Origin of the sequence: Kitasatospora sp. NPDC001540 (assembly GCF_042894345.1) — a bacterium.
GTDB lineage: Bacteria > Actinomycetota > Actinomycetes > Streptomycetales > Streptomycetaceae > Kitasatospora > Kitasatospora phosalacinea_C.
In genome coordinates this window covers 22,226-47,254 of sequence record NZ_JBIAVO010000042.1, presented here as the reverse complement: position 1 = coordinate 47,254, position 25,029 = coordinate 22,226, and the positions used below count along the sequence as shown (strand labels likewise).

General features: G+C 71.3%; 27 protein-coding genes. 4 read left to right on the top strand and 23 right to left on the bottom strand.

Annotated features, from left to right (window positions below; translation table 11 throughout):
* Nucleotides 1–32: 32 nt before the first annotated feature.
* The gene (locus ACFY00_RS33125; protein ID WP_388036588.1) at nt 33–611 is read right to left on the bottom strand and encodes a DUF4262 domain-containing protein; all 579 of its coding nucleotides are present in this window, start codon (nt 609–611) and stop codon (nt 33–35) included.
* A 918-nt stretch (nt 612–1,529) separates the two neighbouring features.
* Between ACFY00_RS33125 and ACFY00_RS33120 the strand changes: the two genes are divergently transcribed.
* The gene (locus ACFY00_RS33120; RefSeq protein ID WP_388036586.1) at nt 1,530–1,817 is read left to right on the top strand and encodes a hypothetical protein; all 288 of its coding nucleotides are present in this window, start codon (nt 1,530–1,532) and stop codon (nt 1,815–1,817) included.
* Nucleotides 1,818–2,105: 288 nt separating this feature from the next.
* Here ACFY00_RS33120 and ACFY00_RS33115 read toward each other — a convergent pair whose 3' ends face one another.
* The 17 genes from ACFY00_RS33115 to ACFY00_RS33035 form a co-directional block, all read right to left on the bottom strand.
* Nucleotides 2,106–2,426: a hypothetical protein gene (locus tag ACFY00_RS33115; RefSeq protein WP_388036584.1), complete on the bottom strand. Its 321-nt coding sequence runs from the start codon at nt 2,424–2,426 to the stop codon at nt 2,106–2,108.
* A gap of 571 nt (nt 2,427–2,997) precedes the next feature.
* Complete coding sequence (locus tag ACFY00_RS33110; RefSeq protein WP_388036581.1) at nt 2,998–3,720, bottom strand: hypothetical protein; 723 nt, start codon at nt 3,718–3,720, stop codon at nt 2,998–3,000.
* 183 nt (nt 3,721–3,903) lie between these two features.
* Nucleotides 3,904–4,254 carry a hypothetical protein gene (locus tag ACFY00_RS33105; RefSeq protein WP_388036579.1) on the bottom strand — a complete coding sequence of 117 codons (351 nt, stop codon included), beginning with the start codon at nt 4,252–4,254 and terminating at the stop codon, nt 3,904–3,906.
* A 398-nt stretch (nt 4,255–4,652) separates the two neighbouring features.
* Nucleotides 4,653–5,561: an N-6 DNA methylase gene (locus ACFY00_RS33100; protein ID WP_388036577.1), complete on the bottom strand. Its 909-nt coding sequence runs from the start codon at nt 5,559–5,561 to the stop codon at nt 4,653–4,655.
* Nucleotides 5,562–5,709: 148 nt separating this feature from the next.
* Nucleotides 5,710–6,045 (bottom strand): hypothetical protein, encoded by a 336-nt coding sequence (locus ACFY00_RS33095; protein ID WP_388036575.1) that lies wholly within the window; start codon nt 6,043–6,045, stop codon nt 5,710–5,712.
* Nucleotides 6,046–6,184: 139 nt separating this feature from the next.
* Nucleotides 6,185–6,364 (bottom strand): hypothetical protein, encoded by a 180-nt coding sequence (locus ACFY00_RS33090; RefSeq protein ID WP_388036572.1) that lies wholly within the window; start codon nt 6,362–6,364, stop codon nt 6,185–6,187.
* Between the two features lie 108 nt (nt 6,365–6,472).
* Complete coding sequence (locus ACFY00_RS33085) at nt 6,473–7,840, bottom strand: hypothetical protein (RefSeq protein WP_388036570.1); 1,368 nt, start codon at nt 7,838–7,840, stop codon at nt 6,473–6,475.
* Nucleotides 7,833–8,756 (bottom strand): hypothetical protein, encoded by a 924-nt coding sequence (locus ACFY00_RS33080; RefSeq protein WP_388036568.1) that lies wholly within the window; start codon nt 8,754–8,756, stop codon nt 7,833–7,835. The genes ACFY00_RS33085 and ACFY00_RS33080 overlap by 8 nt, the downstream gene beginning before the upstream one ends.
* A gap of 115 nt (nt 8,757–8,871) precedes the next feature.
* Nucleotides 8,872–10,539, bottom strand: a complete 1,668-nt coding sequence (locus ACFY00_RS33075) for a DNA cytosine methyltransferase (RefSeq protein WP_388036567.1) — start codon at nt 10,537–10,539, stop codon at nt 8,872–8,874.
* Between the two features lie 502 nt (nt 10,540–11,041).
* Entirely contained in the window at nt 11,042–11,341 is a 300-nt protein-coding gene (locus tag ACFY00_RS33070; RefSeq protein WP_388036564.1) for a hypothetical protein, read from the bottom strand.
* Between the two features lie 75 nt (nt 11,342–11,416).
* The gene (locus tag ACFY00_RS33065) at nt 11,417–11,614 is read right to left on the bottom strand and encodes a type II toxin-antitoxin system HicA family toxin (RefSeq protein ID WP_388036561.1); all 198 of its coding nucleotides are present in this window, start codon (nt 11,612–11,614) and stop codon (nt 11,417–11,419) included.
* 81 nt (nt 11,615–11,695) lie between these two features.
* Nucleotides 11,696–12,229: a hypothetical protein gene (locus tag ACFY00_RS33060; RefSeq protein WP_388036559.1), complete on the bottom strand. Its 534-nt coding sequence runs from the start codon at nt 12,227–12,229 to the stop codon at nt 11,696–11,698.
* Nucleotides 12,229–12,753: a hypothetical protein gene (locus ACFY00_RS33055; RefSeq protein ID WP_388036557.1), complete on the bottom strand. Its 525-nt coding sequence runs from the start codon at nt 12,751–12,753 to the stop codon at nt 12,229–12,231. Before ACFY00_RS33055 ends, ACFY00_RS33060 begins: the two co-directional genes overlap by 1 nt.
* A gap of 394 nt (nt 12,754–13,147) precedes the next feature.
* The gene (locus ACFY00_RS33050; protein WP_388036555.1) at nt 13,148–13,591 is read right to left on the bottom strand and encodes a hypothetical protein; all 444 of its coding nucleotides are present in this window, start codon (nt 13,589–13,591) and stop codon (nt 13,148–13,150) included.
* Nucleotides 13,592–13,753: 162 nt separating this feature from the next.
* Nucleotides 13,754–14,893, bottom strand: a complete 1,140-nt coding sequence (locus tag ACFY00_RS33045; protein WP_388036552.1) for a phosphoadenosine phosphosulfate reductase family protein — start codon at nt 14,891–14,893, stop codon at nt 13,754–13,756.
* A 155-nt stretch (nt 14,894–15,048) separates the two neighbouring features.
* Nucleotides 15,049–15,576 (bottom strand): hypothetical protein, encoded by a 528-nt coding sequence (locus tag ACFY00_RS33040; protein WP_388036549.1) that lies wholly within the window; start codon nt 15,574–15,576, stop codon nt 15,049–15,051.
* Nucleotides 15,577–16,141: 565 nt separating this feature from the next.
* A complete protein-coding gene (locus ACFY00_RS33035; protein ID WP_388036546.1) occupies nt 16,142–16,912 on the bottom strand; it encodes a YgjP-like metallopeptidase domain-containing protein in 771 nt (256 codons plus the stop codon).
* Between the two features lie 249 nt (nt 16,913–17,161).
* On the opposite strand from ACFY00_RS33035, the gene ACFY00_RS33030 reads away from it, so the two are divergent.
* The 3 genes from ACFY00_RS33030 to ACFY00_RS33020 are packed head-to-tail and all read left to right on the top strand — an operon-like array spanning nt 17,162 to nt 18,835.
* Entirely contained in the window at nt 17,162–17,593 is a 432-nt protein-coding gene (locus tag ACFY00_RS33030) for a gamma-glutamylcyclotransferase family protein (RefSeq protein ID WP_388036543.1), read from the top strand.
* Nucleotides 17,583–17,888 (top strand): hypothetical protein, encoded by a 306-nt coding sequence (locus ACFY00_RS33025; RefSeq protein ID WP_388036540.1) that lies wholly within the window; start codon nt 17,583–17,585, stop codon nt 17,886–17,888. The genes ACFY00_RS33030 and ACFY00_RS33025 overlap by 11 nt, the downstream gene beginning before the upstream one ends.
* A 59-nt stretch (nt 17,889–17,947) precedes the next feature.
* Nucleotides 17,948–18,835, top strand: a complete 888-nt coding sequence (locus tag ACFY00_RS33020; protein ID WP_388036538.1) for a hypothetical protein — start codon at nt 17,948–17,950, stop codon at nt 18,833–18,835.
* 75 nt (nt 18,836–18,910) lie between these two features.
* On the opposite strand, the gene ACFY00_RS33015 is transcribed toward ACFY00_RS33020, so the two are convergent.
* Genes ACFY00_RS33015 through ACFY00_RS32995 form a run of 5 tightly spaced genes read right to left on the bottom strand, consistent with a single transcriptional unit; the run spans nt 18,911 to nt 25,020 of the window.
* A complete protein-coding gene (locus ACFY00_RS33015; RefSeq protein ID WP_388036535.1) occupies nt 18,911–20,524 on the bottom strand; it encodes an amidoligase family protein in 1,614 nt (537 codons plus the stop codon).
* A 1-nt stretch (nt 20,525) separates the two neighbouring features.
* Nucleotides 20,526–21,074, bottom strand: a complete 549-nt coding sequence (locus ACFY00_RS33010; RefSeq protein WP_388036533.1) for a hypothetical protein — start codon at nt 21,072–21,074, stop codon at nt 20,526–20,528.
* 10 nt (nt 21,075–21,084) lie between these two features.
* Complete coding sequence (locus tag ACFY00_RS33005; RefSeq protein WP_388036531.1) at nt 21,085–22,551, bottom strand: amidoligase family protein; 1,467 nt, start codon at nt 22,549–22,551, stop codon at nt 21,085–21,087.
* Nucleotides 22,538–23,674 carry a hypothetical protein gene (locus ACFY00_RS33000; RefSeq protein ID WP_388036529.1) on the bottom strand — a complete coding sequence of 379 codons (1,137 nt, stop codon included), beginning with the start codon at nt 23,672–23,674 and terminating at the stop codon, nt 22,538–22,540. The genes ACFY00_RS33005 and ACFY00_RS33000 overlap by 14 nt, the downstream gene beginning before the upstream one ends.
* Nucleotides 23,675–23,706: 32 nt before the next feature.
* Nucleotides 23,707–25,020 (bottom strand): ParB/RepB/Spo0J family partition protein, encoded by a 1,314-nt coding sequence (locus ACFY00_RS32995; protein ID WP_388036526.1) that lies wholly within the window; start codon nt 25,018–25,020, stop codon nt 23,707–23,709.
* Nucleotides 25,021–25,029: the final 9 nt, after the last annotated feature.

The following is a 25,029-nucleotide window of genomic DNA, read 5'->3' as shown; positions in this document are numbered from 1 at the left end:
CGCGTCAGCGGCCACGGACCGGTCGGGGGGGCTCAGTACAGGGGCTGGGGCAGGCCGTCATGGTTGTATCCGGGCTCGTCCGGGAAGCGGCCGTCGGCGTCGGGCACCACGATCTGCCACACCCCGTCGACCGGGTCGCTGCCGTAGATCCGGCGCGTCGTCGCGAAGCGCCTGGTGTCCGTGCAGCGGTGCAGCCGAGCGGTATATCCGCTTCCGAGGAGACCCTCGACGAGGTCGCCCTCGCTCGGCGTGGCGGTCAGGAGCGTGGCGGCGTGGTGCAGGATGGGTCCGGCAACCTCGAACGGCAGCGTGGCCAGAGCGAGTTCGAAGCCGAGCCGCGCGCCCAGGCCGGTGGTGTAGGTGTACCACTCGTGTTCGGCCGGTGCGGGGCTGTCGGCGGGGAAGACGCCGGTGAGGTGCAGTCCGTGTTTCTCGATGTTGGCGTGCACGCGGGCGAGCACGGGGTCGAGGACGGTCACGAAGGTGGCGAGCGTTTCCTCGAACTCGGCGGCCGCGTCCGCGAGGTGCGCCGGGATGGTGCGGGTGCGAGCGGGGAGGGCGTGCAGACGGCCGCTGGTGAGCGCAGCAGCGATCAGGAGGTTCTTGTTCATCGTTCTCCGTGTTCAGGGTGTTCAGGGAGGGCCTGGGGCCGGTGCGCTGATGTCGGGCCGTGCGGCCAGCGAAGACCGGGCGTCTTCTGGCGGCGCGCAGCTGGCCCACGCCTTGGTGCGACGGCCACAGGGCGGTGAGGTCCGGGTGCTGTACGGTCGCGGAGCCAGCGGCGCGGAGCCGGGCACCCGGGCCTCGGCCGGACGGGAGCACCGGGGGGATGGAAGCCGCTCCAGGCGGCCGGTCGGCGGATTTCGCCGTCCAGGAGGCGAGAGCTTCCGCGGGGGTCCGGCTCGGGCGCCGGGCCTCGGGACTGCCCGTCCTTGCTCCAGCGGCCGAGCCGGGCCGCAGCTGCTACGGGCGCAGCTCCGTGCTGCGGCTGTAGCCGGGGAACGGCCTGGTCCGGCCAGTCGGGAGGAACATGCGGCAGTTCCAGCACAGGAAGCCGATCTGGACGATCGCCTTCCGCTTCTATGGGGGCGGTTCAACGGTCTCGTAGGGGCGCAGATCCGTTCCCCGGCAGTGCCGACACTTCATAGGCGCCTCGTTTCCGTCGAGGGCCAGAGGGCCCGTCGGTTCGGTCAGCAACGCTCGTGGTACCGACCAGGTGGAAGGATCCGGCCCGGTAGTTCCGGTTCTCGGGCGAGAGACGCCGTAGCGATAAAACCCAATGTACAGCCAACTTGATTATTTTGCAATGCAAATGGTTGGGGGTGATGCCGCGGCGCTCCGCGACCTCGAATGCGTCGTCACCGCCTGCGACCTGGAGGCGTTCCGGATCCACGAGATTGAGGACAGCGCGACCATCAGCGGCCACGGATCTGCCGCCTCCTTCTCCGGCACGGGCTCGCCCCCGTTCCCGCCGCCGAGTCCAGCGCGCGCCATCCCCCGGCGCGTGGCCGTCTCCGTCAGCCGGCGAGGTGACGGCGGATGCTCTCCGCGCGCATCCGGGCCAGGCGCTGCTTCATCTCCCCGATCCCGCGAGCGCCGGACAGCGGAGCATCCAGGCCCGGCCAGACGGCGCGCGCAATCTCGGCGTACCGGCTTCCGGCCAGCACCGTCACCTGCGCGTTCCCCAGCCCGCGTTCGAGGACCTGGTCCCGTACGACGTCTGCGCCGATGCTGCCGGGATCGTCGACGGTCAGGTCGTAGGGGTCGATTTCGGTGTCCAGGTCGAGCAGGCCGTGCGCGGCGGTACGCCGGTGTGAGACGGGGCAGGGGCGGGCCGGCCGGGTGCGGCCCGCCGGAGGTGTTCGGGTCGAGGCGCGTGGTCATCGGGTTCCTCCCTGAGGGGCCCGCTTCGCGGTGCGGCGGCAGCGGGCGAAGGCGTGGCGCCGGACGCGCCGGCCGAATCCGGCGGGCTGGGCAGGGCCTGGGTGCAGGCCCTGACGTCGGGGGTCGCGGGCCTTGTGGTCGACGGCGACCAGGCGGTAGCCGTATCGCGAGATGGCGGCCGCCCGGCCGGAACCGGGACCGGGCGGCCAGCATGCGGACCTTCAGGCGGTGGCCGACGGAGCGGCCTTCAGGAGGATCGGGAACGGCACCAGGCGGTAGCCCCGCGCGTTCCGCCCGTCCCGCAACTCGATGAGCTCGTCGTGGAACGCGGTGCGGTCGAGGTCCACGGTGGTGGAGGTCCCGTCGGCGTAGCGGGCGGTGACCTCGGTGTAGTACTCCGGCCCGTTGTCCGGGCTGTGGTCGACGATCACCTCGATGCGCAGCACCTCGGCGGCGGTCTCCAGGCGGTCTGCCAGGGCTTCCTGGGCGGCTTCGACGAGGAGGCCGGGCAGGCTCGGGTTGAGGGCGGTTGCGCTGTTCACATGGTCTCCGGTTTCAGGAGGAGGGCGCGCACAGGGCGGCGGAGAGAAGGCGATCCGATGACAGACAATCTACATGCAAAATGCTTATATTACAATGCACAGCAGGGTGGTTCCCGACATCCGGCCAGGGTGGCGAGCTGCTGGCGCGCAGGTGCCGACCACCCGCCGAGGAATCCGTGCGGTCGCACAGCGCTCGCCGTGACGACGGACCGTCAGCTACTCGCCCAGCGGGCGGGGAGCGCGATGTCTCCGGCGTCCTCACGACGCTGGTCCTCCAGATCCGAGGCGCGAACACGGGTGATATGCCACTGCCGTATCTCCCACCCGCTCGGCCGACGGCAGCGCTGCCCAGGCAGCGCCCCGCACTGGGGGCAGGTCAACGCGCCCGGGCAGGTGTCCCCCAGGTCGACGCCATCGCAGTAGGCGCAGGGGCCGCCGGCGCTCGCCGCCAGAGAGCGGCCGACGACGTCGACGAGCATGCCGGACTCCCGCCGGGCCGCAGCCTCCTCCCCGGACGAAGGAGGTCCGAACGGCTGCCGCACTCCGGGCGGCCCCCAGGGCCTGCCGGTGCTCACCAGCCCACCAGGCAGCGGCCCTCGGACGCGAGCCGCGCGAGGTGCCCCAAGTGGACGCGCAGCCGGGCCAGGTCCGGCTCGGTGCACCCGTAGCGGTTGAAGATCTCGCGGGCGGAGACGGCGCGGGAGGCCGCCCAGGCGAGCTGGTCGCGTGCCCGCTGGAGCTCGAAGAGGGCCCGCACCGCGGCGACGTGCCGGGCGGTGTCGATGACGGGGGCAAGTCCGGCGCGGTGGCGGGGGTCGTGCACGAGCTGGGTGATGTGGGGCCCGGCCGCGTCCGTCATCTGCCGGGCCGAGGCGAGCCACCTGCGCTCCGCCTTCGCCAGGGCCAGCGCCCAGCTGGCGCCTGCGTCGGTGCTGACCAGCCCGAAGCGCAGGGTGAGGTCGACCCGGTACCTGAGCGACACGGTCGCCCTGATGTCCAGGTGCTCTCCGTGTGCGATGCCGCTGTCGGCGAGGCCAGCGGTGAAGGCGACGCGAGCGGAGCGGCCGCCGATGGAGGTCTCGACCGTGTAGGACCGGCTGGCCAAGGCCTCGACGTCAAGGTCTGCGGTGCCCGCACTGCCCTCGCCAAGGGCCGCTGCCTCGTGGAGCAGCCCGCCCCGCATCTGCTGGATCAGGTGCGCGGCAAGGTCGTCCGCCGGGCAGGTCCCGGCGGACCTGCGGATCGTGCGGATGCCGTCGTGCGGCACGGCGAGCAGCTGCTCCTCGGCGAGCAAGTCGGTGGAGGCTATGGCGATGGCTCCTGTTCGGGAGGGACGGGTTCGGAAGGCCAGGGCCGGAGGCGGGCCGGGCCAGCGGCCCAGTGGCGGGACAGCAGGCCGCCACCGGGCCGGGAGCGGCGCTCCGGGCTGTCGATTGCACGAGAGGGGGAAGGGGCCCGGCTGCGGCCGGGAGGGACGCTAGGGCTGCGCCTGGTCGGCGACCGGGCCGAGCCGCGTCCAGACCTGGAGGACTGCACTGGCCCGCTGGACCTCGGCCTGCCAGTAGAAGCCCGCGCAGTCCTCGACGAGCTGCGGTTCGGCGGGCATGAGGGCTGCGGCCTGTTCGACGCGCAGCATCCGGTCGACGTCGTCACCGGTGCCCGACGGGACCTGGAGGCAGGCGCGGGCCTCCGGGCCGACCACGGCCCGAAGGGGGAACGGTGCTGCGGCGATGGCCGCGGCGAGTGCTTCGGCGGCCTTGAGGACGTCGGCCAGCGCGGAGGGAGACAGGGGCGGCTGTGCGAATCCCGGGCGGGCACCGGCTGTCACAGGTGCCCCCCGGAGTCCTCGGCGGCTAAGAAGTGAACGGGCGCCTGCTTGCAGCTCATAGCTGGTCCCTAAGAATGTGAGGCGGTCCGGGAGGACCGGGTGTGGCTGATGGCTGGTTGCCGTTGATGGCTCGGAAGGAATGGCCGCCCGGTCCTTCGGGACGCTCCGACCACTGATTGAGAACTGCGGTCATCGCTGGTTAGGGACCTGTCGGCGGCGTCGCGGTCGGCGACCCGGCGCCCGTTCCCTTCGCCGGTGACCACGAGGCTGCCGCGCGTGCGCCATCGGGCGAAGGCAAGGCGGGAGGCAGAGAAGCGAGCCCAGTCCCGCAAGGGCCAATCTACCTCGCAAAAACTTATAATGCAATGCGTGGGGATGGTTCTTTGGCTCTCGGCCGGTCAGCCCGCGGACGCAGCTGTGTGTGCGGCGTCGAGGAGCGCTGCCCGGCGCGCGTAGGCGGCCCGGTGCTCGGCAAGTGCCGCTGCAACTCCCGAATCGGGCTCCCTGATCGCATCGGCCCGCGCAACCAGGACCCTGGACCCCAGCCGCCAGATCACGCTGTTCGCTACCAGCACGGCAGCTGACAGGGCGTCGATCTCGACGCCGACCCAGGTCTTCTCGGCCGGGTCCTGACCGCGGAACTGCAGGTCTGCGGCGACAGCACGCCACAGTGCACCCGAGCCGGCGGCCGGTTCCATGATGATGCCGTCCGCGGAGCCGACCTCCAGGATCTCCGCCATCAGTACGGCAGCTCCCCTCGGGGTGTGGAAGGCGCCGACGGCGTCCTTGTCCGCCCGCCCGCGCAGCTGCTGCATGAGGCGGCCGAGCAGATCGCAGCCCACGGCCCGCTCGCGGTCGCCGGTGAACTCCAGCAGCCCGGTGCGGATGCAGGTCTGAGCGGTCAGCAGGGCGCCAGCGGCCTGCCACGCCTCGGGGGCGTCGAGCCAGCTCCGCAGGGGCCGCATCCTCTCGACGTGGGCGGGAAGCGCCCAGTACATCTGCTGCCAGACCCGGTCGAGCAACTGGCACAGGTCCCCGGGCCTCAAACCGGCTACGGCACCCGCCAAAGAGCCGGCCTCGGGGTCCAAGACAGGCAGGAAGGCCATGGCGGCGACCGTGCCGACCACGACGTCGAGCCCGGCTGCGCCGTGGTTGGCGGTCCAGGCCGCCGCGACGGTATCGGCGATGAGGCGGCCGTGCTCGTCGGCGTCCTGCGGCATCAGCATCCGGCGGGCCGCCGAGGACTGGAACAGGGGGATGGCGGCGACTTCGGCCGCCGTGTAGATCGTGGTCAGGACGTGCTCCAATCCGATGGGGCAGTGGGTAGCAGGGCCAGTTGAGGCGGGGCCGCCGCAGCGGCAGGGTCAGGACGGGGCCGGCGGCTCCGTGGGCGGCGGCCAGGCCCGGGAGCAGGAAGGCGGGCTGAGTGCAGTGCAGGGGTCGGCAAGGGAGGCCCTACCGGTTGCACTGCGGGCTCGTGCCGCGGCCGCAGATCTTTGCGACCAGCTCCATCTGCGCGAGGTTCTTCTCGGCCCAGCCGTACGCGCGCTCCTCGTGCGATGTGCGGCTGTCCATGATTCCGCTGGGCGATCCGGGCCACTCCGAAGGGCGGCGGAGGTCATAGCGGTTGTTCCTCCACTCCAGCCAGATCTCGCGGTGCGCGGGGCACTCCTTCACGTGCTCGGGCATCTCCACGCCGAGCGGAACGCCCCAGTCGTGCCGCAAGGGATAGCAGCCCTGCAGCCGGGCCTGCTCGAAGATCTGACGGGAGCGGGCCGCGTCGTCGGTCATGCCGCCTCCTTGGAGTGTCGTATGGCCGGGCTGCGGCATTCGGAGTTCAGGTCGAAGCGGGGGTTGCACTGCGGGAGTGGGGCGCCCGGCGCGCTTTCGGCGCCGGGCGCGTGGAAGGACGGTTCCGGCGAGAGCGGTGTCAGCCGAGGATTTCGTTGACGAGTTCGGCGAACTCGTCGAAATCGGACCGCAGGGTCGCCAGGTCCTTGGAGTCGAGGGTTCCGGTACTGGCGAAATCCTCAACCAGGACGAAGAAGGAGTTGGCCAGGCCCTCTGCGAGGTCCCCGGCTCCCTTGAGTTCGTGGATGTCGAAATCCATGCGCACGCCCTTTGCTGCTAGCAAGTCGGCATCTTCTGATAGGTACAGTCTACAGCGAGAAAGTACATATTGCAATCTCTCGTCTTGTTGTGCTCCCTCCGCTCGCGGTCAGGCCGGGAGCCCGAGAACAGCGACGCGCTGCCAGACCTTGGGGAAGTTGCGCCGGGCCTTCTCCAGGGCCGTGGCGGGCGCGCAGACCAGGAACTCCTCGGCGGCGCCGAAGCGCATCGGGTTGGGGAGCCGACGCAGGTAGAGGCGCTGGATCGGCACCCCGTGGCGCCGCTCCAGCTCCAGGGCCGCGCCCGCTTCCGCGGCTTCCTCGCGCAGGCGGGCGGCGCACGCCGCCCGGGTGCCGGTCGCCACGACCGTCAACGACCGCCAGGGTGTCCCCTTGAGCGCACGGTCGCGGCAGGCAGCTGCAATGCAGTCGGCGCGGTGCTTCTCGCGGCACGCCCTGATACGGCCTGCGGTGTAGACGCGCCGCACCCGGTACAGCGCCCACTCCTGGGCCGGATCGTTCAGCAGGGCCTCGAACTCGCCGAGCGCCGCGGTGTTCCCGTCCGCGGCGACCTGGGAGTACAGCGGCTCCTTGTTCGGGTACAGCGAGCCGTTCTCGTTCAACGCCATCGATACGTACTCCAGCCGCATCGCCCGCGCCGCGGCCGAGGGCTCCTCGCGCAGCCGCAGCAACTGCTCGGGCATCGACCCGCACGAGAGGCTGTAGGTGCAGAAAAAGCACGCCGACCGCCTCCAGGACCGCCCGGTCACCTCCTCCACCCTGCGCACCACGTCGTCCCGGCTGCGCCCGGTCCGCACCAGCGGGTACTCCAGCGTCACCGCGGCCGGCCCCGGCTTCGCCTTGGCCTGCGCCTTCTCGGACTTCAGCGCCCGCCCGGCCTCGGACGCGCTGTAGCCGATCGCCGTACCCACGCTCGCACCGGCAAAGGCGTCCGCGACGAAGCCGCTGAGCACGTGAGCCTTAAACTTCAACGAGCACGTGTTGCCCCCGGCGGCCTGGACGACGGTGCCGCCGCTCTCCAGCTCGTCCAACAGCGTGAAGCGGCCCCGCCGGTGCAGCCGGTAAGGCTCGCGGGTGTCGGACAGGACCTCGTAGCCGTCCCTCAGGCTGCGCCCCCTGCGGGCCACCTCGACGAAGCGGACGCGCCGCTCACGCAGCCTGGGCAAGATGGCCTGCTCCACCAGCGCGTAGGTGCTGTCGTACTCGCTGCCGACGACGGCGTGAACGACCGTCAGGTCGGACAGGTCGGGCAGCAGGCCGTAGCTCTCCGGGTCGCGCAGGTACTCCAGCAGGATGTCGGTCGAGTCGAAGCCCAGCCCGTACGACAGCGTCTTGTGCCGGGCGGCGCGGAAGCGGGCGAAGGAGTCCCGGAGCCGCGCCTCGTCCAGGACGAGCTCCGGCTCCGGCACCGGCGCGGCTGCCTGGGGGGCGAGGTCGAACAGGGTCAGCTCACGCACGGGCGCCGCCTCCCCGGCCGTCCGGGTTGATCAGGCGGAGGCTTCCGTGCAGCGCGGCGAACTGCCGCAAGGTGCGGTCGCGTTCGCGGACCAACCGGGCCTTCTCCACAGCCGCGCGTTCGGGGCCGTCGCCCTCGTGCAGCGTGTCGCCGCACCACACCAGCACCCGCGGGCCCAGATCCCACAGGATCGCGCAGCAGGCCGCCACCGCGGCGGAGACCTGGTCCAGGTCCGTCATCGCCCAGGAGAAGTCCGCCGGCGCCAGGCCCCGCTCGTGCAGGTGGAGGGCCAGGGCACGGATCATCGCCCCGGTGCCGCTGGTCGGGTCATGGAACGCCTGGCCGGGCTTGATGTCCTCGGCCCGCTCCGCCAGGAGGAGCCTGCCCATCAGCGCCGCCATGTCCGGCGGGGTCGGGAACTCCGCGAGCATCTTCCGCTCGCCTCCGGAGCGCATGAGCGTCACCATCCAGCCAAGGACGTCGGTGTCGGTGCGCGCCCAGGCGTCGCCGCTGCTGACGAGCTCCAGCACGCCCTCGGTGACGGCGGTGCGGATCACCGCCCGCACCGCGGGCATGGCCGCGGCGCACACCTTGTCGTCGTCCAGCCAGCTGTGGAGCGGCGCGGCGCGGTGGATGAGATCGGGGCGCTGGATCCACCAGCGACCCCAGCACTCGCGCAGCGTCGCGGCGAGCTGCTCCTCGTCCAGGGAGAGCCACCAGCTGCCCTGCATCCAGGCGTCGGGGCCCTTGATCGGCCACAGGGCCAGGGCGGCGACGGCGCCGACGGGGATCTGGATGTGAGCGCCTCCGCGCTCGCGGTACCAGGCGTCTGCGCACGCGGTGGCGATGGCGAAGTCGGCTTCGCGCCGAGGGCCCCGCGGGAGGTAGCGGCGCGGGGCCGGGGCGGGCAGGGGCATGGAACTCCTTGCTGGGTGAGAGGGGGCCGTGGCCCGGCCCGGCGGAGGGCCGGGGCATGCGGAGCGCAGGCGGCGGAGTCCGGCATCCGGCAGCCGGCCTGCTGGGGCTGGGGCGTCAGGCGCGGTGGAGAGCCGCGCGAAGGCGGGATCCGATCCAGGCCCCGACCTGGGGGGACACGGCGTTGCCGAACCCGTCGGTCTGGTTGCGGGCGCTGCCCCACACGATGAACGAGCCCTGGTAGCCGGGGAAGTCGACGTCGAAGCCGCAGCCCCGGCCGATCTCGTACTCCCGCAGCATGCGGAAGTAGCAGTCCTCCAGGGACAGTTCGCTGAGTGCGGCCCGCCACCGGGCTGTGAGCAGCGCGGTGGTGTCGTGGGTGGTGAGGGTGCCGACAGGGTCGGTCAGGGGGTGCGGCGCTGTCTCGTTCCCGGTGGAACCGTTCCGCTTGTACCAGTCGGAGAGCAGCAGGCCAGGGAGCTGCATCGCCTCGGCGGGAGCGGGCGGGAGGGCCTCCGCGCGGAGCAGCTGCGCCTCTGCGGACAAGAGCCCCATTGTCTCCGAGCCGCCCTGCGTCGGGAAGGGCTCGTTGGCGCCCCGCGGGCCGCCCTGGAAGTTGTCGATGGCGAGCAGGAGCGCCTTCTCGCCATCGGCGGTGGCGCTCTGCGTGGCTCCGGCGTGCCGGGGCCCGGCCGCCAGGGTGCCGGTCGACAGGATCGCGGCCTCCTGCTGGCTGGTCTGCGTCGGCAGCGGCTGCCCCAGGGGCCGCTCGCTGCCGTGCACCCCCTTGGCGGGCATCAGCACGGCGGGGAACTCGCCGAAGCGCTGCAGGCACCGCTGGGCGCGGGCCGTCGTCGATGCCGCGAGGGGCCTGGTCCGGTCGCCGATCCGGGTTCCGAGCACGCTCAGGTCCAGGGCGGCCACCGACGGGGTGGCCGGAGGGGCGACCGGGCGGTGGCAGCTCGTGCACCGGTACTCGTACTGCTGTCCGTAGCGCACCGACCCGGTCGCCGGGAGTCCCGTCTTCCACGACCACACGGACTCGACGTCCCGGTCGCAGTGGCGGCAGCGCGCCACAGGCCGGAACTCGAGGTCGGGCGCGGGGATGGACTTGTCCCAGAACACCCAGTACCCCCGGTCGCGGGACTGCGGCACGCCGAAGTGCATTGAGTTCAGGTACAGCACCTTGTGCTGGTAGTTGAGCAGCTCGAACTGCTTGAGCCACCAGCGGTAGGTGGAGCCGTCCCCGACCTTCGGGCGCCCGGGCAGTGCCGGTCCCCAGGAGGCGAGCTCGGTGGTGCACTCCACGAGGATCATCCGCGGGTGGTGCTGGGCGGCGTAGTGCAGGACGCAGCTCGCGGTGGCGCGGTCGCGCTCGGACTTGGTCACCCGCGCCTCGAAGTCCGGGTCCTCGAGCTCGAACAGGGACAGGCCCTGCTCGTACGCCTTGCGGGTGTTGGCCTGCGAGTGGTTCACGCAGGAGACACCGGCGACCAGGAGGTCGGCCGCGGGCAGGTCGCGGGCGGAGTGGTAGTCGGCGGCTGCCGGGTCGACCAGGTCCGCGATCCAGTGCTCGGCGTGCGGGTGGTTCGCCTCGTGGATTTCAACCTTGTAGGCGTTGTGGTTGGCCGCCATGATCGTGGTGAACCCGGCCATCTCGATGCCGCGGGTCAGGCCCCCGAACCCGGAGAACAGGTCGACTGCGACGAGGTCGTCGTGGCGGAAGCGGCGGCGCCTGACGGCGGGCCTGTGCGCTGCGGTACGAGGGGCCTGCGGCTTGCCCATGGCGAGGGTTCCTCTCTTCGGTCATTGGGGCGGTGCGGCAGCGGCGTCGGCGGGAAGGCAGAGCCGGCCGTCGGCGGAGATCGCGGTGAGGTGCCAGACGGGCGGCTGCTGGCGGAGATCGCGGTGAGGTGCCAGACGGGCGGCTGCTGGCGGAGCTTGGCGGTGAAGAGGCCTCGGCTCCGCGGAACTCCCCGAGAAGGCGTGCTGCATCTGGAGGCTGCCGGGCTGCACCCGGCCAACGAACACTCAACTTACATTGTTTATGCTCATAATGCAATGCAAATGGGTGGCGTGGTCGACTGTGGGCCGGACCCTGTCGGCGGCCGGTGCGCGGCTGCCCCGGCGGGCGGCTGCCGCCTCGGGATGCAGGTGCGCGGGCGGGGATGGACGAAGGGCGTAAACGGCCGCCGGCCGGACCCTTGGGCGGGTCCGGCCGGCGGCAGTTGGGGAGCGAGGGTTGCCGGGAAGGCGGCCGCGGCGGACGCGGCGCTGCAGGGGGAGGTCAGTCGCCCGTCGAGGCGATGCGCCGCTCGAGCTCGGCCTCGGTGGTGACCTCCACGCCGACGGCCTGGCGGCCGTGGAGCTCGGCCGGGGCGGCGGCCAGCACGAGGTCGACGGCGGCCCGGGCGGCCTCGGCCGGGCCGGCTGCGGTGAGGCTGAGGATGACGGCGAAGTTGCCGTTGCCGGCGGTGGTGGTGTTGGCCGCGTGCGCGGACAGCGCGCGGAGCACTTCGTCGTGGGTGTCGTCGGAGACGTCGGTCGCGTCGAGCTCGACCAAGACGCTCCAGTCCTGGGTCTTCATCGTGGTCCTCCTGGTCGGGCGGTTTGATGCAGGGGGCGAGGGCCCGCCGGTGTCCCGGCGGGCCCTCGTGCTGGTTCAGCGCTTCCAGACGAATCCGGCCCGCCGCAGCACGGCGAGCTCGTTCAGCCGGGTTCGGTGGTCGGACGGCGTGCTTGCCAGGGTGGCGATCCGCTGCCCGTTCAGACGCACGATCAGGTGGCCGCTCTTGGAGGGGGTGACCTCGAAGCCTTGCTTCTCCAGGGCCTTTACCAAGTCCCGCACGTCCTTCTTCACTGGCTGCCTCCGCAGTTTCCCATGGGCGTCCGCCGCCCCTATGAGAATCATTCTACAGCCGGAATGTTCATTTTGCAATGCCTATGGGTCTCTTCGTGCCACACGCCCCACGCCGCGCCCGCCCATGCCGGGCTGGCTGACGATGTAGTCGTACACCGTCGCGCGGAACCACATGTCCTCGTAGACCTCCGGCCTGAGACCGTCCCCCTCGCGGCGGTCCGCCGCCGGGATCTGCTGGCGGCTGCGGTAGGACTGCATGGTCGTGCGGGCGATCGGCTTGCCGCGGTTGAACTCCCCCAGGAGAGTCCGGAAGTCGTCCAGGTCGAGCAGGTCCCCGGGGCCGCCCTGCGGCAGCCGGCGCAGGGCCGCCTCCCGGGCGGCTTCCTTCCCCTCGTGGGTGGCCAGCCACAGCCGGTTCTCGTGCTCGCGCACCCACGCGTCCACCGCCACCTCGTCGAACCGCTCCGCCTCGCGTCCGCGGTCCGCCCCTGCGGCTGCCGGGGCCTGCGCGGCGGGGAAGCTGGGCCGGGCGATCCACCCCTTGACGACGTTCGCGCCGACGCTGTACTTCCCCCGGATCTCCTGGCGGGTGACGAAACTGCGCCCGCCGGCCATCAGGACTCCTCCCCTTCGGCGGCCGCGGCCACCGCGACGCGCGTGGCCGACAGGTGTCGGCTCGCGTAGATGCGCTCGCGGACGGTGGACCAGTACCAGCCCACGAAGTCCACAGCCGGCTCCAGGCCGTCCTCCGGCCGACGGTCCGCCGCAGGGATGAAGGCGCGCGCCTCGTAGGTGCGGATGGTCGTCGGCGGCAGCGCCCGTTCGCCCTCCGGCAGGGTTGGCCGCAGGTAGGCCATCATCTCGCCGAAGCGCCTGGCGTCGAGCAGCTCCTTCTCCGGGAGCTCGGGTAGGCCGAGCGGGTTCTTGCTCCCGTCGCGCAGCTGGGCGTACGCCCAGGCGCCGGGGTTGTTCAGCCGCATCCACCGGTCGACCAGGATCGGATCCCAGCGTCCCTTCTTCACGGCCTCCGGGAACGTCTCGTCCTTCACCCAGCGGCGGACCGCCTGCTCCGCGACGTCGTACCGCGCCGCGATCGCCCGCACGGGCATCGGTAGGGGGGCGTGCTCCTGCTCGGGCATCCGACGTCTCCAGATTCTGTCGGCCGCTGGCGGCCGGAGGGGAAACCCGCAAGGGCGGGCGCGCCACAAACCGTACAGCCGCAACTGCCTTTTTGCAATGTGAAGTGCATCTGGGGCGCCCGCCCGAGCTAAGGTCATCGCCGATCTGCGACCGCGAACTTGAACTGTCGGAGATCACGGGGAAGGCGAAGTGGTTGCCCTCTGCCGCGGCCCAGCCCTCACGTGGTGACAGGTCTGTCCGAACACTCCGGTGGGCTGAGGCCACGAGCTTGAGCAGTCCGACTTCGCTGTCCCGGCACGCCGGTGCACGGCGCCGGGGTCCTGGGCGCCGGTCGGGCGTTCCCGGCCGGACCGCAGCCAGCTGCGGCCCCGGCTGATTCAGAGCCCTACGGGGTCAGCCCTCCTCGGCAGCTTCCGCCGCCTGCTGGCCCGCCTTCAGGCGCAACCGCTCGCGCTTCGTTTCCTCAACGATCTCCAGGCGTCGGGTTTCCGCCTCGATTTCCGCTTTGCGAATCTCGGCGCTGGCGTCGATCTTCGCCTTCACGGCCATGCTGGCAGCAGCGAATGCAGCACTAGCGGCAGTCACCAGCCCGGGGTCGATCTCGATTTCCGCTGTGCGAATCTCGGCGCTGGCGTCGATCTTCGCCTTCACGGCCATGCTGGCAGCAGCGAATGCAACACTAGCGGCAGTCACCAGCCCGGAGTCGATGTCGCCGACGACCTGACCGAGGGGATCCCCGTCGTGACCATCGCTCACCTGCACGGCCCTCGTCCCGTGTTCGTCCACTGCCTTGGCGGTGTCGTCCACGATGCTGTCGATGTGGTCTTCAGTGCTCATGGGCAGCACGTTAGAGCTGGTGCCCACAGCCCGGCAGCGGTTCACCGGTATAGGGGGCCAGCCGGAGCCGATGCGCGAGGCCAGGACCGACGAGGGCCGGAGGCGACCCGCGGGGCACCTCCGGCCCGCTGGACGACCTTCGCGGTGACTGCGCGGGCGCGATCAGGTAGCGACGGCCAGGCGCTGCTCCCAGCGCCGACAGGCTTCCTCGCCCAGGTGGCGCCGGACCGCGTCGCCGCGGCGCCAGGCGAGCGGACCGTCCAAGGCATCGAGCATCCGGGCCGCGGCGACCACCCCGGCAAGGGTCTGGCCGGGCTTGAAGGTGTGGCCGATCCTGCGCTCCAGCTCCACATACACCGTGGGAATGGACAGGCCCAGGGCGAAGCACACCCGGGTGGCGAGCACGAGTGCCGCCTCCGGCGCCAGGATGCAGTAGGCGCACGAAAGGCGCTCCAGGCCGGTGTCGTAGATCGGGTGGTACTCCAGGCCGTGCTCGCTGATCTCCTGCCAAACTTCCGCCGTGGACAGGTGATGGACGATGTTCCAGGTCAGCACGAGGCGCCTGCCGCTGCTGGCACGGGAGTCGAGGGACAGCGCGGCCTTCTTGGCCCGGGCCGCCGACTCGCCCCCGCGGACGCCGTAGACCGACACGATCAGCGCCTGGTCGTCCAACCCGAGCGCCGCCGTGATCTGCGTGTAGATGGGAGCCAGCTCGTCGCGCTTCAAGGTACTCGTGCACAGCCGCCGCTTCGAGTCGGGAAACATGCCGCGCTTCTCGACCATCCCGACGAAGCCGCCCTCGGCGGCGACAACCAGGAACCTCAGGCCGTAGCGCTCGGCCTGCCGCTGCGCCAACTCCCGCACCCCGGGCCACTCGGTGTCGGGTCCGAGGTCGGCATGGACGACGACCAGCTTGTGCAGGCACCCTGCACACTTGGCGGCCTGGACCGCCCGGTGCAGTCCCACGACCGAGTCCTTGCCCCCCGAACTGTGGAACACCAGCGCGTCGGCCCGCCGCACCAGGTCCACCGGGTCGGCCGCGAGCTCCGCGAGGACGGCATCGGCCGCCTGCCGGGCGGGGCCGCGGAACACGCCGCCGCGGCACGCCCGCCACGCCGCCCGCCAGGAGGCCTGCTGCGCCTTGGCCTTCCTCCGAGCGGCCCGCAGGCGGGCGAAGTCGGCGCGGGGGTCGTGCCCGGCCTTGGGCTTCCGGCGGGTTGCGTTGCGGGCGGTGCGTACGGCACCGCTGCTCTGGATGCCCAGCCTGAGCTGTTCCAGCAGCCTCTGGACGGAGTCGGTCACGGGAGTCTCCAAGGGGAAGCGGGGCAGGACGAGTAGGGTGCGAGCCGAGATCGGCGAGTCAGGCGGCCGCCGCCCGGGCGTACAGGGCAGAATCCGCGGCGCAGTCGGCGCCGAAGCCGAGGTCGGGTGCTGCGCTGCAAAAGCTCAATCGATGATCATTTTGCAATGTTGCGGGTGAGGGGGATCTCGTCGTCCAGCAGTGCGGACGTGGCGGACAGCAGGGCTGAACGAAGCAGCACTGCGGCGGCGTCCAGCGTGATGGCGGACGGCAGCGTGAGGAAGGAGTCCTCGCAGAACTCGCCGTCGGACGCGAACAGTGTGAGCGTCGCCAGGTCGTCGTCCTGGCCGCCGCTCGGCGGGATCTCCACGGTCACTCCGGTCAGGGTGTCGACCAGCTTGTGCGCGCCGAACATGTCGACACCCGCCGAGATCCATGCACCGCCGAGCGCGGTGATCGTGGCCTCGATCAATTCGTCCAGCGGGAGTTCGCTGGGGAGCCGGGTGAGGTCGTCGAGCCGGACCTCCTCCCAGCCACCCCCGGTCCCGGCGGGTCTGTCCATCTGGACCAGGAGCACGTCCGGGTCGGCGACATATCCCCGGACGCTTCCGGCGCGATGGGTGGAGTCCTGCCGGATACGAGTGCCGATCGGGTAGAGGGCGGCCACGGAGGGGTGAGAGGGCATGGCAGTCGGAGCCTTCTGTGTGCAGATGGGCAGAGCGAGACCGGTCGGCGGGTTGGCGGCGGCCCCGAGTGAGGCTGAACGCCCTTTGCAGGTGCCCCGCGCCCACCGAAGGGGCCTGGAGTGAGGCCAGATGCGCCTGTGAGGACCACCGGGATCGGGAAGGGGTTTCCGCGATGTCGGCAGCCTGGTGGCCGCCCCACCGGAGGCTGCCGGGCGGAATCGGCGGCGGGGGCCGGGCCCGTTGCCTCCGGCCCGGTGCGCTGCGCTCAGGGGCGCAGGTGTTCGTCGTCGATGAAGAGGGTTGGGAGCTCGGTGGTGGTCGCGTCGGACAGCACGTCGTGCGGACGGCACAGGCCGGTTCGAAGCGCTCGCAACGCGCTCGAAGGCGGCTGCCCTCAAAAGCACCAGGTGCGGTGGTTACGCGCAGACGGTGCGGCCCGTATCGCGGCTGTTGCCTGCATGCGCGCACGCGGCGTCGATGATGACCAGGGGAGTGGGCGGCATCGTCACCGCCTTCTGGTCGACACCTCCGCCAACGGCGGCCAATCTACAAAAATCTCGGTCTTTACGCAATGTCTCCGGTCCAGAGCGTCCGCGCCTCGGCCAAGAGGTCCCGGTGGCGCGCCCGGGCGTCCGGCAGTGCGCTTTCCAGGCAGCGCCAGAACCGTGGACCGTGCGAGGGGCCTGCCGGCCGTGCGGCGTGGGCGAGCTCGTGGGCGAGCGCGTACTCGACCAGGCGGGCGTCCAGCTGGAAGATGCGCCAGTGAAGTGTGACCCGGAACGGGCCGTCCTCGAAGAGGCCTTCCCTGCGCTTGCCGAGGTCGCGCACCGCCAGGGTCGGCAGCGGCCCCTGAGGGGCGAGGCGGCTCCACAGCGCCGGCGCCTGGGAGTTCATCCAGGCAAGCCCGAAGTCGCGGTACCAGTCGATGACCGAGTGCACCCCGCGCCGGTCCAGGTCGGCCCTGGGCAGCAGCATCACGGGGCCATCGGTCGCGAGGGCCGGAGAAGGGGACAGCCGCAGGACGGACGGCTGGCCGAGCAGCTGGAAGATCTCCCCGTCTTCCAGGCGCAGCGCCGGGCGCCGCGGGGCAGCCTCCCGGTTGCGCCTGGCGTGCTCCTCCAGGGTGGCGCGGTTGTCGCGGATGAATTTGGCGATCTTCTCGGGCGTGCTGGTGGCGAGGATCCGCACGACATGGCGGCCGTCGGCGAGGGTGTCCACCGAGGCCCTCCTGCGGCGCGAGAGCACGACGCTGTAGCTGCCCTCCGCCAGGGCCCCGTCGGCCGCGATGGCCTGGGCGACGCGCGTGGCCAGGTCGGTGGTGGGCTCGGTTGACATTGCGCTCCTTCGAATGGAGTTCGACAAGGGCGTGCGGGCGAAGGCCGCTGCGGGCGCCGGCCCTGAGGTCACCCCGGTCGTCGCAGCTGGCGGATCGTCAGCCGGGCTGCTGCCGGGGGGTGTTGCGGATGCTTGGATCCTGCGTCATACTATAGGTACCTTATAAGGGGTCGTTACAACGGTCCAGTGTAAGGGGTAGGTATCTGCGCCGCCATCGTGCGGCGCGAAGAAGCAGAGAGGGTGGATCGAATGACGACCACCGATCGCCAGCTGCCCGTCTTCGTCTACGGGACGCTGCGCTCCGGTCAGGGCAACTACCGGGGAATCCTCGCCGGTCACACCACGAGCGAGCGCCCGGCGCTCCTTCGCGGGTACAAGTTGCTGAACTCCGGTGTCCCGTTCGCCGTCCCCGGCGAAGGGCTCCAGGTCATCGGCGAGGCGATGGACGTCAGGACCTCGGAGTGGGACGAGGTCCTGTACCGCCTCGACTGCCTGGAGGGCTACACCGGCCGCGACCACGACAGCCTCTACGTCCGCGCGGTCCGCCAGGTCGAGCTCGCCGATGGAGGCGAGATCGACGCGTACGTCTACCTCGCCTCGCAGAGCACCCTGCGCGGCCACTGGCTGACGAACGCTCCGGAGGTTCCCGGTGGAGACTGGCTGGCCGCCGATGCCGCGTAACCCGGTCATCAACCGCAACAACGCGGACCCGCTGAAGCCGCGCAAGATCGGGATCACCGACGACGGGATGGCCGCGCTGCAGGAGACCGCAGCGCAGCTCCACGTCAGCCAGGGCTCCGTCGTCGACGCCATGATCCGTGAAGCGGCCGCGATGCCGCCCGAACACCTGGCGAACGTGCTGCTCAAGCACGAACTGCTCACCCCCGCCGAGTACCGCGCAGTCATGCGCATCCTCGGCGCCAAGGAGAAGGAAACCCCCGCGTCCACCGACGAAGGGGGTGCAGAAGGACTGTAATGTGCGGCCTGTTTGGAATGATCCGCAGCGACTCGTGCGACCCGCGGAAGGCCACCGCCATGTGCGTAGCCCTCGGCATCCTCGCTGAGGAGCGCGGCGTCGACTCCGCCGGTCTGGCGATGGCCACCACCGGCGCCACTACCGAACTGACCCGCGCACCGGCCGTCAGCCGCCGCGACACGAACGCTGGCGGCTGGCGCATCGTCAAGGGCCCCGGCCCGTTCCGGGGCGTGTGGGACGCCAAGTACGGGGCCGCACTCAACGCGGCCCCGGCCGCGATCGGGCACACCCGCTGGGCCACCCAGGGAGGAACCGGCAAGCTGGCCAACGCCAGCCCCCTCCAGGTGGGGCAGCTGATCGGCACTCACAACGGCGACGTGGACGCCTGGCGGCTGCGCGAGGCTTACGACCTCCCGCAGGCCGTCGGCGACACCGACACCGAGGCCCTGCTCCAGGCCCTGGACGCCCAGCGCGGCGTCATCATGCCCACCCTGGCCGTCCTGGAAGCCGTCGTCGGCCGGGCCGCTCTCGTCTGGACCGACCGCCGCTGGCCCAACCTCATGATGCTGGCCCGTACCGCCATCAGCCCCCTGGCCCTCACGCTGGACACCGACGGGAACCTGTACTGGGCCTCCAACCCGGGCTGGTTCGCCAAGGCAGCCCGCACGGCGGGCGTTGAGCTGAAGCGCGACAGCACCTGGCTGATGCCCGAGGGCACACTGCTGCTGGCGGACTTCGCTTCCGGACGGCCGCGCCGCGCGGGGATGTACGACTTCACGGCGACCGCGAGGGCGAAGGACGACCGCCTGGCCTCGATCGTCGCCTACCGCGGATTCAGCACCAAGGACAAGCTGGCCGACCAGGCTGGCGTGGCCCACGTGACGCTGCCGGATCCGCGTCCCGCCATCCGCAACAGCTGGCGTAGTCCGCTGCGGACGCACGTCTGACCTGGAGGACTACCGGACGCTGCGCCCGCACGTGAAGGCCGGGGCCGGGAGCAAACACGTTCCCGGCCCCGGCCTTCACGCGCCGCGGTGCCAACGCGTGCCAGCGAACAGCGCCGTCACCTGCGCCCTGTTCTCCTCCCGGCTGAAGAGGTGGTCCACCATGTTCCGGAAGGAGCGGGTGCTCTGCTCCCACCGCTCCCCGGTCAGCCTGCGGCGCAGCAGTCCCTCCCGCGCCAGGGCCGCCCGTTCGCTGCCGACCGGGTTGCGAGCGGGTGCCGCGGTTCGGCCGGCGTCGCGCAGGGCGGCATCGGCCAGGCCCAGCGACACGTTCACCTGAGCCTGGATGACGCCGGGGTCCAGCGAGCCGTCCCACATGCGGAACTCCGCGTGGTCGCCGGGACTTCCGCTCACCGACTGAAAATTGAGGCCGATGCGATGGCTGCTGTTGGCTGATTGCACGGCGCCGACCCAGACGTAGGGAGAACTCGGCAGCGTGTTGGGCCGACACCAGCGAAGGCCGCGGTGCTCCCGGCTGCCCGGGTTCTGGGCAAGGCGGTAGACGACGTCTTCGTACCCGGCGACCGTGTTGATCAGCTGGTTGTGGTTTGCGACGGTGTGGTCGTAGTCCGGGACGGCAACGTGGACGTGGCCACCCGTCCGGCGGCTGGCCGTACCGCCGTGACGGCGTACGATCTCACACACCTGGGCGAGGTTGTCCCAGGTCTGCGGCTCGTCGTAGAGGATCGGGGAGACGATCTCGCCTGCGACCGTGCTGTCGTACTCCATCCGCCAGGCGCCTGGGGCGTCGGTGTAGCCCTGCCGTGCCGACTCGTGCCAGCCGTGGATGTGCGGATCGGGCGCCAGACCAGCCTCGTGCATGTCGCGGGCGATCGCCCGCTTCGCGGCCGCCTGCTGGGAAGTGGTCATGGTCTGTGGGAAGTCGAACTCGATCTCCACGCCGAAGGCCCTGCCCCCTTCGCGGGCGCCGAGCCCGCCAGTGGCGTTCTCCCGCATGTAGGGCACGAGCGGCTCGCCGTTACGTTGCCGTTGCCTAGCCTCGTTGTAAGCGGCGTTGAAGGCGTCCATGTTCTCGCTGTAGGAGGCGACCGGTGGCCGCGCGCTCCGCTCGGCCCGCGCCTGCTCCTGGGCGGCGATGGAGGCCGCGTGCTCGGCCGCGACCTCGTCCAGCACGTCCTGGGCGGCGAGCCGGTCCGCAGCGGTGGAGGCGGCGGCGTTCAGTCGATCTTGGATTAGGCGGCTCACAACCTCCTGGTGCTGGCAAAGCCCCTCCGCGCCAGCATCCCCCTCCTCGCACCGCAGACCACGGGCGTCGACCTGGAACCGCCCGTCCGAACCCTGCGAGATTCGGGCCTCACCCTCCAGGTACGCCCGGTCGGCCCCATCGCCCACCGAGGCGCCGAGCTGGACCAGGGCGTCCTGGTCGTCGGTGACGTGGCTGCGGATGGTCTCGGGCTGCTGCGGCAGGAACACGAAGTTCCCGGCCTCGTTGAGGTTGTACCCCTGGATGCCGGCGTGATCCAGCGGGATGTCGTTGGCCACCCGCACGGCACCGCGCTCGGGCGCTTCTTCAAGGGTCAGCGTCGACGGGGCCGAGGTCAGGGCCTGTGACGCGGGCCGTGATGGGGCCACGGTGTGGTGCTGATGGTCGATCCGGCTACCGGAACCCACGTCAGTTCCCCTCCTTCCGGCCCGCCGCGGGCAGCATGCCCTCGCGCGCGTTCAGCACGATGACGCCGGCCCCGTGCAGGGACCGCAGCAGGCTCCAGGCGTCCCCGGGGTCGATCCAGACCAGCGCTCCGGCCGGACCCGTCGGCCGCGGCAGCCGGCCCTCGGGCCGGTAGAAGGTCGACACCAGCACCAGCGGCACCGGCGCATCCCACACCCGGACGGTCGGCGGAGTCTCGCGGCTGGAGAGCAGCACCGCCCGCTGCTCATCGGTGCACTGCGCCAGCTCGGAAGCGGTGTCCAGCAGCGCCTGCAGCTGCACCTGCAGGCGCAAGGCCAGGCGGATGCGGTCTGCGGCGCGCTCGCGCGGGCTGGCCTGCGTCGTGTACCCGGGGATGAGCGCATCGAGGAGCTCGTCCGGAGTGTCAGCGTAGGCACGCCAGCTACCGCCGTCGTAGATCATCTCGAACAGGTAGAAGCTCTGGTCGTCCTTCAGCGGCGGGGCCGGCGGTTCGACGGCGGAGGAGGCGTTGCGGATACGGATGACGGTCATTGTCGGTCTCCTACAGGTTCTGCCAGCGCGTCGTGGAGAACAGGGCGGTCGCCTGCTCTTTGTCCTGGGCCCGGTGGAAGACCTCGTCCACCAGACGTCGGAAGTTCAAGGTGCTGCTCCGCCAGGCGTCGCCGCTCAGACGTCGCCCGATCAGCCCCGCTTGCCTCAGCTGCGCGCGGTGGCTGCCGAGCTCCATCGGCGATCCGTACGCAGGGCCTGGGGGATCTTGGCGCACGGCCGCCGCGACCAGCCCGAGGGACAGTTTCGCCTGCGTCTGGATGACGCCAGGGTTGAGCGAGCCGTCCCACAGCCGGAACTCGCCGTGGTCGCTCCGTTCCCCGCAGGCCGCACTCAAGTTGACGGCCATCCCGTGCCAGTTGGCATACGCAACATCGTCGACCTCCCTGTAGCCCCGGGTGGGATCGCGGTTGGGGCGGCACCAGTTCGTGCCGCGGTGGCGGTTGTTCGGCGCACCCGGGTTCTGCGCGAGTCGGAACAGGACGTCCTCGTAGGTCCGGTAGCTCTCCAGGAGACGGTGGTGGTTGTCGATCTCGTGGTCGAAATCGTGCATGCCGACGTGGACGTGCCCGCCGGTGCGGGGGGTGGCGCAGCCGCCGTGCTCCTGGATGATTTGGCAGGCGGTGGCCAGGTTGCGCCAGCTGTCCGGTTCGTCGAACAGGATCGGGGAGACCAGCTCCCCGGCGACGGTGCAGTCCTCCTCCAGGCGCCAGGCGTTGGCCGCATCGGTGTAGCCCTCACTGGCCTGGGCGTGGTACTCGTGCTGGTACGCGTCCCGCGACAAGCCGGCGGCGTACAGATCACGGGCGATTCGCCCGAGAGCCTGTTGCTGGTCGAGGTAGCTGGTACCGGGCAGGTCGAACTCGATCTCCAAGCCGAAGCCGCGCCCGCCCTCCCGGGAAGCCAGACCGCCGGTGGCGTTCTCGACCAGGAACGGCACGACCTCCTCGCCGCGCCCCGCCCGCTCGCGTGCAGCCTGGTAGGCCTGCCGGAAGGCGTCGAAGTCCTCCTCGTAGGAGACGTCATGGTCGGCCGGCCACCGGTCGCGCGCCTGCATCTGCAGCACCGCGGCTGCCTGGTGCTCCGCCAGGGTCTCGTCCAAGACCTGCTGCGCGGCCGCGCGCTGAACCGCCCGGTCCTCCGGCGCGCCCCACTCCTGAGGTAGCCCGGAGACCGACAGTTCCGAACCGCCCGCGCCCGCCCCCGAGCCCCCGTCCTCGGACCGCGCCGTGGCGTAGCTGCTTCGCAACTCCTCGGAGACCTGGGTGAACTGCTGCTCTTCCTCGGGCGTGGCCTGACCGCTATGCACGGCTTCAGCCAGCCGGAGCATACGGTTGATCAGGTCCTGGTGCGCATCATCCGCGGTGAGGCCCTCCAGGCCGTCGGGGACAGTCAGGGTGCGCCCCACGGTGGGGGCGACCAGGTGGTGCTGGTGGTTGATCCGGCTACCGGAGCCCATGGCCGCCTCCGATGCCCTGCTGCTGACCGCCCGCGGCAAGGCCGGCGTAGAAGCGGACGTTGGCAGTGAAGAGATCCTCGGTGCGGGCCTGCGTGTCGACCCGCCCGCCCGCAGTCATCACCGCGCCGTGGCGCGCGTACTGCAAGGGGTTCTGGCTGATCAGACGCAGTCGGCCGCCCGGGAACAGCGCCTGCAAGGAGGCGATCCGGTCGGCGCGGCTGGCGCCGGTGAGCACGATCGGCAGATCCTCCGGCAGCGTGGCCGCGAGGTAGGTCAACCCGGGCAACGCCATCTCTTCCCAGTCGACCTGGGTGCGGAAGGTCTGCAGGTTGACGGCCAGGGCCGGCGGGCGGGTCTCGTCCAGCCAGTCAAGGTACCGGTCCAGGTCCTCCAGGCGCAGCCAGTAGCAGTTCGGGACGGCCGCTACCCCGGCTGCGGCGAGTTCGGAGGCCATCATGAGGTTGCGCCGCATGTTGATCAGGTTCTCGGCGCGGGGCTGGTTGAAGTACATCGACGCGTTCGGCGTCAGCACCAGGTCCCACTCCTGCTCGGCCAGCTGCTCGGCCAGACGGTCCTCCACCCTGCGGGTCCAGTACGCCTCGACCAACGGATCCTCGGCGTAGCCGACCAAGATGGCCCGCTGCTCGCTGCGCAGGCCCAGCGCCTGCCGGGCGGTGGTCCCCTGGAACCGCGGGTACACCTTGTGCGTCGCGGGACTGATCACGCGGCGCAGGCCGACGGCGTAGGCCGGCCACTGCAGCTGGGCGTCCAAGGCAGCGATGTCGTGGCCGTCGACCTGGGGGATGAACGGCGGCAGCTCGGGCAGGGTCCCGGGGATCCTCAGCCCGGTGAAGTGCATGGTGCCGCCGATGTCCTCCATCCACGCGGCGATGTCGGAGCGGGAGCCGCAGCGGATCGGGCAACGGCTGCACGCACTCGAGGCCACGGGGTCCGCCAGCGCCGGGCGCAGGTCCTCGGCGCGGCTGCAGCCGCAGTACTCGCAGCTGGAGGAGCTGCCGGAGCACACCGGCTCGACCGCGTCGGGGTTGTCGATGAAGAACGGGCACACCGCGCAGTTGCACCCGGCCGCCGGCACGGGCACCGGCCTGCCGAGCCGCGGCATGGGAAGGGAGATAGTCAACGCTCGGCCCTTTCTCAGATGGTCCGGTGCTGGACCTGGTCGAAGATGTCGGTGATCAGCAGGCGCAGGGAGCCAGCGTCGAAGCGGTGCAGGACGCGGCCCGCGGTGAGCTGGCGGTTCAGCTCGCGCATGGCGTCCAGGGCGCCCTTGACGATCTCGGCGTCGACAGGCACAGCTTCCGCTGCGCCCTCCTCCGCGTCCTCCGCCTCGGTGGCCGCCCCAGCAGCACCGTCGGCGGCCCGGACGACAGGAGCAGGACCCACACCGGGACCGCCGGACGGCTCGGGGAAGCGCTCTTTCGCCGCGTCGTCGCTGTCCGCCGCTGCCTCCGCGCCGGCTGGTGCGTCGAGCGCGACCGGGCGGGTGAGCTTGGCGGCCCGCAGCGCGTTGGCGCTGTGCTGGGCCGCGCTGGCTGCTTCGGCAGCGGCCTGCGGCGACATGGCGGGATCGCCCGCCTGGGCCCGCGCGGCAGCAGTCAGCAGGTCGGTGCGCCCCAGCCGCTTCACGGCCTGCCACAGCTCGTTGGCGACCTCTCGGCGGCCGCGGGTCAGCCGGGCCAGGTTGGTGCGCGCGGCAAGGGCGACTTCACGCTCGTCCATTTCCGAGGACAGCTCGCGCGGCAGCGTCCGGAAGGCTGCGACGAGCTCCCGGGCCCGCCGCGGGCTGATCTGCAGTCCCAGTCGGCGTAGCACGAGCGACCACGGGGCGGCCAGGCCGACGTCGGTGCCGCGCAGCTTGTCCAGCGCCTCGAACCGGGCCGCCGGGTCGTCCAGCAGCGGGATGCCCTCGTGGACGCTGATCCCGGCCTGGTCGAGGTTGTTCTGCAGGATCGCGCAGCGCTCCAGCAGCAGGGCGGCGGCGAGCTCGCCCGGCTGGAGGTCCTCGCGGGCCAGGTTCTCCACCAGCTGCCAGGTCCGGCGCTCCTCGACTGAGAGCGGGCCGGGGCAGATCACCGCCGGAAGGGCCTCGAAGTAGGGATTGTCGGGCTCGTTCACCGCGCCCCACCGGCAGGCGCGGTAGCGGCGCTCGCCGAGGACCAGGCGCAGCTGGGTGCCGCCGCCTTCGCCGGTCGCCTCCAGTTCCTCGACCAGGACGGGGTGGAGGACTCCGACGGAGGAGATGGAGGAGATCAGGTCGGCGAGTCCTTCCGGACTCACGCTGGGCCCGGGGCCGCGGCCTTGGACGTCAGTGGCGACGGCCCCGCGCAGGGGCAGCATCTCGAAGCGGCGCCGGCGCAGCCGCTCGGAGCGCTGGAGGGTGTCGGCCAGCGCGGCGAAGCGCTCGGCGTGCGGCGCGACGGTCGTGGTGGCGATGGCGGCAGTGGTCACGGTGGGGCC